The 10,596-nt window shown below is 71.4% G+C and carries 10 protein-coding genes and 1 pseudogene; 8 read left to right on the top strand and 3 right to left on the bottom strand.

Features of this window, described 5'->3' with window-relative positions; translation table 11 throughout:
• From VGL30_RS03110 to VGL30_RS03095, 4 genes and pseudogenes are all read left to right on the top strand, one after another.
• A pseudogene (locus VGL30_RS03110) lies at positions 1-510 on the top strand (glutathione-disulfide reductase); the annotation flags it as partial.
• A 37-nt stretch (positions 511-547) separates the two neighbouring features.
• Entirely contained in the window at positions 548-1,768 is a 1,221-nt protein-coding gene (locus VGL30_RS03105) for an O-antigen ligase family protein (RefSeq protein ID WP_331536668.1), read from the top strand.
• 76 nt (positions 1,769-1,844) lie between these two features.
• Positions 1,845-3,224 carry a class II 3-deoxy-7-phosphoheptulonate synthase gene (locus VGL30_RS03100; RefSeq protein WP_331536666.1) on the top strand — a complete coding sequence of 460 codons (1,380 nt, stop codon included), beginning with the start codon at positions 1,845-1,847 and terminating at the stop codon, positions 3,222-3,224.
• A gap of 107 nt (positions 3,225-3,331) precedes the next feature.
• A complete protein-coding gene (locus VGL30_RS03095) occupies positions 3,332-4,705 on the top strand; it encodes an MATE family efflux transporter (protein ID WP_331536664.1) in 1,374 nt (457 codons plus the stop codon).
• 27 nt (positions 4,706-4,732) lie between these two features.
• On the opposite strand, the gene VGL30_RS03090 is transcribed toward VGL30_RS03095, so the two are convergent.
• Positions 4,733-5,635, bottom strand: a complete 903-nt coding sequence (locus VGL30_RS03090; RefSeq protein ID WP_331536662.1) for a cobalamin biosynthesis protein CbiG — start codon at positions 5,633-5,635, stop codon at positions 4,733-4,735.
• 131 nt (positions 5,636-5,766) lie between these two features.
• On the opposite strand from VGL30_RS03090, the gene VGL30_RS03085 reads away from it, so the two are divergent.
• The gene (locus VGL30_RS03085; RefSeq protein WP_331536660.1) at positions 5,767-6,105 is read left to right on the top strand and encodes a copper-binding protein; all 339 of its coding nucleotides are present in this window, start codon (positions 5,767-5,769) and stop codon (positions 6,103-6,105) included.
• A 143-nt stretch (positions 6,106-6,248) separates the two neighbouring features.
• On the top strand, positions 6,249-7,232 hold the full coding sequence (locus VGL30_RS03080; protein ID WP_331536658.1) for a TIGR03564 family F420-dependent LLM class oxidoreductase: 984 nt from the start codon (positions 6,249-6,251) through the stop codon (positions 7,230-7,232).
• Positions 7,233-7,285: 53 nt separating this feature from the next.
• Here VGL30_RS03080 and VGL30_RS03075 read toward each other — a convergent pair whose 3' ends face one another.
• The gene (locus tag VGL30_RS03075; RefSeq protein ID WP_331536656.1) at positions 7,286-8,293 is read right to left on the bottom strand and encodes an NADP-dependent oxidoreductase; all 1,008 of its coding nucleotides are present in this window, start codon (positions 8,291-8,293) and stop codon (positions 7,286-7,288) included.
• Between the two features lie 115 nt (positions 8,294-8,408).
• Here VGL30_RS03075 and VGL30_RS03070 point away from each other — a divergent pair, with 115 nt between their 5' ends.
• Both VGL30_RS03070 and VGL30_RS03065 read left to right on the top strand, forming a co-directional pair.
• Entirely contained in the window at positions 8,409-9,326 is a 918-nt protein-coding gene (locus VGL30_RS03070) for a Gfo/Idh/MocA family oxidoreductase (protein ID WP_331536654.1), read from the top strand.
• A 162-nt stretch (positions 9,327-9,488) separates the two neighbouring features.
• On the top strand, positions 9,489-9,899 hold the full coding sequence (locus tag VGL30_RS03065) for a DUF805 domain-containing protein (protein ID WP_331536652.1): 411 nt from the start codon (positions 9,489-9,491) through the stop codon (positions 9,897-9,899).
• Positions 9,900-9,909: 10 nt separating this feature from the next.
• On the opposite strand, the gene VGL30_RS03060 is transcribed toward VGL30_RS03065, so the two are convergent.
• On the bottom strand, positions 9,910-10,596 hold a 687-nt coding region (locus tag VGL30_RS03060; RefSeq protein WP_331536651.1), incomplete at its 5' end, for a tyrosine-protein phosphatase.

Genomic DNA, 10,596 nt, shown 5'->3' with positions numbered 1-10,596 from the left:
TCCCGCACCAATGTCGAGAACATCTGGGCGGTGGGCGACGTCACCGACCGCATCAACCTGACGCCGGTGGCCATCCGCGAAGGGCAGGCCTTCGCCGAGACGGTGTTCTATGATCGGCCGACCAGCTTCGATCATGAAATGGTCGCCTCGGCGGTCTTCTCGCAGCCGCCGATCGGGTCGGTGGGCCTGAGCGAGGCCGACGCACGCAGGCAGTGCGGCAAGGTGGACATCTACCTGGCCCGCCTGAAGCCGATGAAATACGCCTTCACCGGCGCGGACGACCGGGCGCTGCTGAAGCTCGTCGTGGACTGCGCCACCGAAAAGGTCGTCGGCTGCCATGTGGTCGGACCCGATGCGCCGGAGATCATCCAGATGGCCGCGATCGCCATGAAGCTCGGCGTCACCAAGACCCAGTGGGACGCCACCTGCGCAGTGCACCCGACGCTGGCCGAGGAACTGGTGACCATGCGCGAAAAGCACGAGCCGCTGGGCCTGGGCCAGGTGGCATGATCCTGCTTCGCCCTCCAGGCTTCGCAGGACAGGTCCTTTGAGCGCCAAGGCCGGCGCGCCGGTCCTTCGAAGCTCCTCTTGGAGCGTAGAAGCATGGTGCGGCTGGGTCCTGGTCGGCGCCGCGCCGCTGGTCCCGGTGGTCGGTTACCTGGCCCCCCTGGGGCTGGCGGCCCTGGTCTCGCTGGTGGGCCTGCTCTGCCTGCCGGCGCTGCGCATCGCCGACGAGGACCGGCCGGCGGCGATCATCCTGTTCGCGGCGCTGATCTGGGCGGCGGTCTCGACCACCTGGAGCCCGTACCACCCGGGCAAGGTGGGCAACATGACCATCGTGAAGCTGGCCCTGGAACTGCCGCTGTTCTGGAGCGCGGTCTCGGCCGGCCGGCGCGCCGACCCCGCCTTGCGGACCCGCGCCTTGCGGGTCGTCGCCTGGGGCTGCGCGCTCTTCGGCGTCGTCCTGATCGTCGAGGCGGCGACCCATGCGGTGATCTACAAGGCGCTGCACCGGCTCTATCAACCGATCCGCGACGATCTGGCGGAGTCCAACGTCGGCCACGCCACCCAGGTCCTGGGCCTCATCTGGCCGCTGGCCGCGGTCAGCGCCGCGCCCCGCCTGCGGGCCTGGTTCGCGCTCGCCATGTTCGTGGGCACCGGGGCGGCGGCGCTGGCCTTCGGCTACGATTCCTCGATGCTGGGCCTGGTGCTCGCGCCGCTGGCCGCGGCGGTCGCCTGGCGCTGGCCGCGGGGCGGGCCCCGGGCGATGGCGCTGGCCACGGCGGCGCTGTTCCTGGCCACCCCCTTCGCGGTCTGGGCCGTGCGGCATTTCCTCGACTACGAGGCCATCCGGTCTAGCCTGCCGCGCACGGACTCCATGCGCCTGGGCTACTGGAGCCACGCCATCGACTGGATCGGCGACCGCCCGCTGCGCGGCTGGGGCCTCGACGCCAGCCGCATGTTTGGGCCGGGCATCATCCTGCATCCGCACAACAATCCGCTGCAGATCTGGCTGGAGCTGGGCGCCGTGGGCGCCGTGGCCGCGGCCGCCTTCTGGGGCGTGACCCTGGGCCGTCTCGCCCGGCCCGAGCCCAGCCTCGCCATCGCCGCCACCATCGCCTGCGCCATGGCCTACCTGCTGTTCGGGGTCAATTTCGGCATCTGGCAGGACTGGTGGCTGGCGCTGGGCGTGCTGGTGGCCATGCTCTCGGTGATGAACGTCGCGGAGGAGGCCGGCCGGCGCACCGCGCAGGGCAGAATCGCCTGACCGCGCGAAGATCGACCTCAAGCCCCATCTGGGGGTAGAAGGCGCGGCCCGGTGCGCCGGGCGAGGAGTTCGATCGATGACGGAACAGTGGACGCCCGCGTCCTGGCGCACAAAGCCCGCCAAGCACATGCCCGGGGACTACCCGGACGCCGCCGCCCTGGCCAAGGCCGAGCAGACGCTGCGCGCCATGCCGCCTCTGGTCTTCGCCGGTGAGGCGCGCCGGCTGAAAAGCCTGCTGGGCGACGTCTCCGAGGGACGCGCCTTCCTGCTGCAGGGCGGCGACTGCGCCGAGAGCTTCAAGGAATTCGCCGCCGACAACATCCGCGACACCTTCCGCCTGGTCCTGCAGATGGCCGTCGTCCTGACCTTCGCCGGCGGCAAGCCCGTCGTGAAGGTGGGCCGCATGGCCGGCCAGTTCGCCAAGCCGCGCTCCTCGGCCACGGAGACGCAGGGCGACGTGACCCTGCCGTCCTACCGGGGCGACAACATCAACGCCATGGAGTTCACGCCCGAGGCCCGCCGCCCAGACCCCGAGCGCCTCCTGAAGGCCTACGGCCAGTCGGCGGCGACGCTGAACCTGGTGCGCGCCTTCGCCGGCGGCGGCTACGCCGACCTCTACAACATCCACCGCTGGACCCTGGGCTTCGTCAACGACAGCCCGCTGGGCGCGCGTTACGCCGAGCTGGCTGAAAAGATCAGCGAGTCGCTGACCTTCATGGCCGCCATAGGCGTCACGCCGGAGAGCCATCCCAACCTGCACCAAGTGGAGTTCTTCACCGCCCACGAGGCCCTGCTGCTGGGCGCCGAGGAGGCGATGACCCGCGTCGATTCCACCTCCGGCGAGTGGTACGACACCTCCGCCCACCTGCTGTGGATCGGCGAGCGCACCCGCCAGCTCGACGGGGCGCATGTGGAGTTCTTCCGCGGCGTCCGCAATCCGATCGGTGTGAAGGTCGGCCCGACGCTGGAGGCCGAGGAATTGCTGCGCCTGACCGAAGTGCTCAATCCGAAGAACGAGCCCGGGCGGCTGACCCTCTACGGCCGCTTCGGCTCCGACAAGATCGCCGGCCGCCTGCCGGGCCTGATGGCCGCCACCAAGCGGGCCGGGCGCAGCGTGGTCTGGGCGATCGACCCGATGCACGGCAACACGCTCACCGCCGCCAACGGCTACAAGACCCGGCCCTTCGACCGAATCCTTTCCGAGGTGAAGAGCTTCGTGGAGATCGCCAAGGCCGAGGGCGTGCATCCCGGCGGCGTGCACCTGGAGATGACCGGCCAGAACGTCACCGAGTGCGTCGGCGGCGCCCGGGCGCTCACCGAGGGCGACCTGGCCGACCGCTACCACACCCACTGCGACCCGCGACTCAACGGCGAGCAGGCGCTGGAGCTGGCCTTCCTGGTGGCGGAGAAGCTCAAGGAAGACCGTGTCGACATGAACCGCCGCGCGGCGGTTTAGGGTCGCCTGGCCTCTTCCCATCAAGGGGAGGCCAGGCGAAACGCCCCAGGGTTGCGGCCGAGCTGCGCCGTCGCCATCTTCGCCGGTCCCGCCAGGCAGGTGATTTCATGGCCGCATCGGCCGAGCCGGGTCCGCAAGCCGGGGTCCGCGTCCTTCCCGTCCGTGTCGAACTGGCCGAGCTCCTGAAGCTCGCCGGGCCGGTGGTGGCGTCGCGCCTCGGCGTCATGGTCATGGGCCTCACCGACGCCCTGGTGGTCGGCCGCTATTCCGCCGAGCAGCTGGGCTTCCATGCGCTGGCCTGGGCGCCCACCAGCGTGGTGGTGACCATGGCCATCGGCTTGCTCACCGGGGTGCAGGTGATGACCGCCCGGGCGGTGGGCGAGGGGCGCCTGGACCGGACCGGCGTCGTGCTGCGGCGGGGCCTGAGCTACGGACTGTGGATCGGCCTGGCGGGTATGGTGCTGCTGCTGGCCGGCGGGCCGGCGCTGCTGCGCGGGCTGGGGCTGGAGCCCGGCCTGGCCGAGGGGGCGGCGCGGGCGTTGAAGGTCTTCGCCCTCAGCCTGCCGGCCATCGTCCTTAGCGTGGCGGCGGCGTCCTGGCTGGAGGGCCTGTCGAAGCCCGGCCCCGCGGCTTGGCTGATGTGGATCGCCAATGGCGTGAACCTGGGCCTCAGCCTCCTGCTGGTGCCGGGGACCTTCGGCCTGCCCGCCCTGGGCGCGGTCGGCGGCGCCTGGTCGACCCTGGGCGCGCGCTCCTTCCTGGCCGTGGCGACGCTGGCCTATATCGCCGCCATGCCCGAGGCGCGGGCGCTCGGCGTGTTCGCCCGCCCGCCCCGCGATCCGGTGGCGGAGGCCGAGCAGCGGCGCATCGGCTTTGGCGCCGGCGCCTCCAACTTCTTCGAGACCGCGGCCTTCGCCAGCATGAACGTCATCGCCGGCTGGGTGGGCGCGCTCAGCGTGGCCGCCTGGGCGATCGTGCTGAACGTGGTGGCGATCATCTTCATGGTCCCGCTGGGCCTGGCCGCCGCCGCCGCCGTCCGCGTCGGCGCAGCCTATGGCGCGCGCGAGCCGCAGGCCCTGCGCCGGCGGGCGCTCACCGCCTTCGCCGTCGCGCTGGCGTTCGGCGGGATCATCTCCCTGCTGGTCTGGCCGGCCTCAGGCCTGATCGTCGCCGGCTACACCCGCGACGCGCGGACCCTGGCCATGGCCGGACCGGCCATGGCGCTGGCCTGCCTGTTCCTGATCCCCGACGCCGCGCAGGTGGTGGTCGCCCAGGCGCTGCGGGCCCGTGGCGACGTCTGGCCGCCCACCTTCACCCACCTGGCGAGCTACGGCCTGTTCATGGCGCCTCTGGCCTGGTGGCTGGCGATCCCGCTGGGGATGGGGCTGACCGGCGTCGTCTGGGCGGTGACGGCGGCGAGCTTCCTGTCGGCGGGCCTGCTGGCGGCGCGGTTCTGGGCGCTGGACCGGCGGCCGCTCTAGGTCCCGCAAGCCCTGCGGCGGAGCCCGTCAGGCGCCCGCGCCCAAGATCCAGCCTTCCTCGCGCTCGGCGTCGAGCACCGTGTCCGCAGCCGCCTCCTTCGACGGCCCGAACAGGGCGCCCAGCTTGCCGGCCTCGTCCAGGCGGGCGAAGTGCTCGGCGGTGGCGCGCACCTGGGCTAGGTTCTTCACCTCGCCGGCGGCGGGCTGCACCTTCAGCAGCGACGGATAGACCTCGACCGCGACGGCCTCGACGCCCTGCAGGTCGGCGGGCGTCAGCGCCTTGAAGCCGGTCTCGAACGGCCAGACCTTGACCGCCGCGCCGCGGGCCTGCTTCAGCCGGCGCACCGCCGGGATGCCGAGCAGCGCCTGGCCGCCCACCGAGCCGTTGTAATAGAGCTTCCAGATCGACGACGAGCCCCTGGCCGCCAGTTCGGCGTGGCGGAACTCCGGCAGGTCCTGCGGCCCGTGCGCCCGCGTCCGCTTCGGCTGCAGGGTGGTCAGGGCGTCCTTGGGCGGGCAGCCCCAGAACGGGAAGGGACCCCCCGTCAGCCGCCGGTTGATCTCCGAGGCCGCGCCGAAACGGTTGTTGGTGTTGTCGGCCTTGTCCTTCACCATCCGGTCGACCTGCGTCCACACCGCCTCCCAGGGGGCCTCGCCGGCAAGCTTCAGGGCGGCGGCGAACCCGCGCGGGAAGCCCAGCGGGAAGTCGAAGCCCACCAGCGCCCGCTCGCCGCGCTTCTTCAGGTCGTCGAGCACTTCGCCCAGCAGCTTTTCCGCCGCGGCCCGGGTCGCCGGATTGTGCGACTCGAAATGCATGCGGAAGCGCACGTCGCGCTTCAGGACGCCGATCCAGACGGAATCCGCCCCGGTCGAGGGTTTCGCCGCCGCACTCCAGTCGACGATCACATAGGCGCTGAACAGACGCGTCACGTCGGGCGGCTCCGCATGCAGAAGGAGGAAGGCCAGGGGTTGTAGCCCCTGCGCCGTGAGCGGCCAACAACTTGAGCGTTCACATCGGCTCGACAGCCGCTAAGTTGCCGGCCCGATTCCGAGGTGTACTGATGAAATTCGCGCTGATCCTCGCCGCGGCCCTGGTTCTGGCGGGCTGCGAGCCGCACACCTCGGGCGCACCCGCCGCGCCCGGGGCCGGCGCCAGGTCCGGCGTTCCCCTGCCCACGGGCCCAGTGCTCTCCGGCGTCGGCAGCCTGGTCGGGGTGCAGGGCAAGGCCGTCACCCTCGACCACGAGGCGGTCGCGGGCGGTCTGCCCGCCGGCCGGCACGCCTTCGTCGCCGATGCGGCGGCGCTGGCCGAGGCGCCGCTGGCGCCCGGGAGCCGGGTGGCCTTCAGCTATCAGGACTGGTCCCCACACCCCCTGCTTGTCGAGCTCAAGGCGCGTTAACTGGCGTTGCGGGAAGGGTGTCCGTGCGCCGTCGGGCGCAAGTCCCGCCAGCCTTGCGGCAAGCCTCCCCCGGCGCCATAGGGGTTGCGGCCCGGATATGGAAATCCGCGCCCCATACCTCATAATAAAGCAGGGGGACGCCCATGGACATCGGACTGATCACAAACCACACCTTCTGGGGGGATGGCGGATTTCTTGACCACGTAGAGGACGGGGTGGGCGCCGAGGCCGACGGCTTCGTGTCCTACTGGGTGGAGCAGACTCCCCGGCCGGCCGGCGTCGACGCCTTGACCTGCCTGGCCGTCACCGCGACACGAACCAAGAACATCCGGCTGGGGGTCAGCGTAATCCCGACCATTCCCCGCCACCCGGTGGTGATGTGCCAGCAGGCCCTGTCGATGCAGATCGCCTGCGGCGGCCGGTTCGTCCTCGGGCTTGGCCCCTCCCACGCCAGGTTCATGGAGGGAATGTACGGGCTCAGCTACGACCGGCCCGCTCGCCAGACCGAGGAGTTTCTCAAGGCGCTGACGACCATGTTACGGGGAGATCCCATTGATTTTTCAGGTGATTTTCAGAAGATCAAGATCGATTCGGCGGTGAAGTTCAGCGACGTCGGGGCGACCGATCAACGGTCCACCGCGCCGCCGCCTCCGGCGCCGCCCGTGGTGCTGGCGGCGATGGGACCGGTGATGCTGCGCGTCGCCGGCGAACTGGCCGACGGCATCGTCCCCGGCGTCGCCGGACCCAAGCTCATCGAGACCTATTTCGAACCTCGACTGCGCGAGGCGGCCCAGGCCGTGGGGCGCAAGACGCCCCGCATCATCGTATCCCTCCCCGTCGCCCTGGTGCCGAAAAGCCAGGTGGACGAGGCGCGCCAGGTCATCGACGCCAAGGTGGGCATGATGGCCACCCTGCCGCCGTACAAGCGCATGCTCGACATGCAGGATGTCAAAGGACCGTCGGAGATTTCCCTGGTGGGCGACGAGGCTACGATCCTCGCCGGCCTGCGACGCCTCGCCGACGCCGGGCTCGACGAGTACCTGGCGATGATCATGCAGGTCGACGCCGAGACCGGTCCCCGGACGCAGGCGTTCATGGGTGAAGTCGCCCGCAAAGGCGGAATCTGAGCTCGTCCGCAGCTTCGGCCGGTCGCCTCGCGGCCGGCCGAAGCTTCGACATCCTAGCTCAATTTCACCAGCGCCTTGCCCAGGTTCCGGCCGGAAAACAGGCCGATGAAGGCGGCGGGCGCGTTTTCGATCCCCTCGACCACCGTCTCCCGCCACTTGATCCGGCCCTCGGCGATCCACGCGCGCAGGTCGCGGAGGAAGTCGGCCGTCATGTCCGTGTAGCTGCCGGCGATGAAGCCCTGCAGCCGGATCTGCCGGCCCACCGCCAGCATCAGGTTGCGCACGCCGTAGGGCTCGCCGGCGTTGTACTGCGAGATCATCCCGCAGAGCGCGAAGCGCGCGAACGGACGGGCGATGTTCAGCGCCGCCTCCAGGTGCTCGCCGCCCACGTTCTCGAAATAGACGTCGATCCCCTCCGGCGCGGCCGCCGCCAGGGCCTGGGTCAGCCGGCCGGCGTGCTGGCGGTAATCCACCGCCGCGTCGACCCCCAGCTCCTCGGTGAGGTAGCGCACCTTCTCCGCCCCGCCGGCCGTCCCGATCACCGCATGGCCTTTCAGCTTGGCGATCTGACAGACCAGCGAGCCCACGGCGCCCGCCGCCGCCGAGACCAGCACGACGTCGCCCGGCTTCAGCGCCGCCACCCTCAGCAGGCCCACATAGGCCGTCAGCCCCGGCATGCCGGCCACGCCCAGGAACGCCTCGGGCGGCAGGCCCTGGGCGTCCAGCTTACGCAGCTTCCCGGCCTGGGCGTTGAACGCCTCGCGCCAGCCGTAGTCGCTGCGCACCAGGTCGCCGGCCTGCAGCGACGGGTCGTTGGAGGCGATAACCTCTCCCACCGCCCCGCCCATCAGCGGCTCGCCCAGGTGGAACGGGCTGACGTAGGAGCCTTCCTCCCCGTTCATCCGCCCGCGCATGTAGGGGTCCACCGTCATCCAGCGGTTGCGCACCTGCGCCTCGCCGGGCCCGGGCTCGGGCAGCTCGACCTCGGCCAGCTCGAAGTTGGCGGCCGTGGGCCGGCCGTCGGGACGGCTGAGCAGGCGGATCTCGCGCGAGCGGGTCATGGCGTTCCTCCGGCCGGCCGGCCCCGGCGCGTTCTTCGGACGGCTTAGACCTCCCGCCCGGGTGGCGTCGAGCAGCTCCCGCGTGATAGGCGCTCCCCGCGACCCGGAGAGATTCATGTCCCACACCCTGCGAGCCGGCGTCATCGGCGCCGGCGTGTTCGGCGGCCACCACGCCCGCCAGTACGCTCGCCTGCCGGGCGTGACCCTGGCCGCGGTGCTGGACCCGCATCTGGAGCGCGCCCGGGCCCTGGCCGAGCCGCTGGGCGGCCAGGCCTTCACCGACCTCGATGCCTTCCTGGCGGCGGTCGACGTGGTCACCGTGGCCTCGCCCGCCGGCTTCCATGCCGGGCAGGCCCTGGCCGCGCTCGCCGCCGGCAAGCCGGTCTATGTGGAGAAGCCCATCGCCGTCAGCCTGGAGGAGGCCGGGGCCGTGCAGGCGGCGGGCCGCGCCGCCGGCCTGGCCGTCGCCTGCGGCCACCAGGAGCGGGTGCTGTTCAAGGTCATCGGCCTGTTCGGCATCCCGGAACAGCCGCTGCGGCTGGAGGCCCTGCGCCACGGCCCGCCCTCGGAGCGCAGCCTGGACGTCTCGGTGGTGCTGGACCTGATGGTGCATGACCTCGACCTGGCGCTGGCGCTCTCTGCCGCCGAGCCGGTGACGGTGGAGGGCGAGGGGAGCGTCGCGGCCAGCGGAACCTGGGACACCGCCCGCGCCGAGGTCGCGTTCGACGATGGCTTCACCGCCGTCTTCGACGTCTCCCGCCAGGCCTCCGCCCGCCGGCGGGCGATGCGGGTGGTCTACCCCTCCGGCGAGGTGGAGATCGATTTCCTCACCCGCGCGTTCCGCAACACCACCCCGCATCCCCTCAACGCCGACTTCGCTGACACGCCGGCCGCGCAGGACACGCTGGCCGCCTCCATCCAGGCCTTCCTGCAGGCCGCCCGCGGCGAGGCCGCCGCGCCTCTGGTCGGCGCCGCCGACGGCGCCCGGGCGCTGGACCTGGCGCTGGCCGTGGAGTGGGCGCTGGCCGGGTAGGGCGCCCGCCTGCGCGCTTCAGCCGGAGATGACGTCAAAGGACGGATGTGGGTGTCGCCTCCCATGAGGCAGCCGAAGCATCCTGTTCGCTGCAGGGTTGCGGCGGCTTGCAAAGCCTCGCCGTTCACGTAGCGTCACCTGAAACAAACGGGAGGCGTGCACATGAACATGATGTTCGAACCCTTGCGGAAATACGCGCAGTTCACCGGACGCGCGCGGCGGTCCGAGTTCTGGATGTTCTACCTGCTCCTGGTCATCATCGAGGTGGTGTTCATGGTGCTGATGAACTTGACGGGGATGACGCCCGGCCAGCCCCCGGCCGGCCCGGCGGTAGCGTTCGCGGGCCTCTTCGGCCTGGTGATGCTGGGCCTCTTGATCCCCAGCCTCGCGGTCACCTTCCGGCGGCTGCACGACACCAACCGCTCGGCCTGGTGGATCCTGGTCGGCGTCGTCCCGATCCTCGGCGCCCTGGCGCTGCTGGTCTTCTACCTGCTCCCGGGAACGCCCGGCCCCAACAAGTACGGGCCCGATCCGAAGGGCGCGGGCGAAGAGGTCTCCACCGTCTTCGCCTAGAGCCGGCTGCTCACACCCGCTTCAGCAGCCGCTCGCGCAGGGCGGCCGTCTGGGCGGGGGTGACGTCCAGGCGGGCGCGCAGGAAGCCCTCGACGGAGCCTTCGCGCCGCGTCATCGCGGCCAGCGCGGCCTCCAGATAGGCGGGGTCGGCGCGCATCATCGGCCGCCGCGTCTCGGGCGGGATGGCGGCGACGCCGGCGAAGCCTGCGGGCGAGCCGCCGGCCGAGCGGCGCAGGATCGCCTCGTAGTCCACCACCTTGTCGGTCAGCGCATAGTCGGCCAGCACCTGGTCGCGCGGCACGCCCAGCGCGGTCAGCGCCAGGGCCGCGGCCACTCCCGTGCGGTCCTTGCCGGCCGAGCAGTTGAAGGCCAGCGGGGTGCGCCCGGCCGCCAGCTCGGCGAACATCCTGCGGTAGCTCTCGGCGTGGTCGTAGGGCAGGTCCTCGTAGAGCTTCAGCATCCGCGCGCGCATCTGCTCGGCCGTGGGTGTTTCGCCCCCTGCCGGCTGCAGGCTCGCCAGGTCCATGTCGTAGTCGCGCGAGATCATCTGCGGCGCCGAAGGCCCCGGCCAGCGGGTCGGCTCCTGCGTCCGCTCGGCGGTGCTGCGGAAGTCGCAGATCACCAGGATCCCCAGGCTGGAGAGGTAGCCGTAGTCGGCCTCGGTCAGCCCGACCATCGAGCCGGACCGGTAGAGCTG

The sequence above is a fragment of the Phenylobacterium sp. genome, from assembly GCF_036502675.1.
GTDB lineage: Bacteria > Pseudomonadota > Alphaproteobacteria > Caulobacterales > Caulobacteraceae > Phenylobacterium.
Note: the sequence above shows the minus strand (reverse complement) of the source record. Positions and strands in the feature narration are given on the sequence as shown.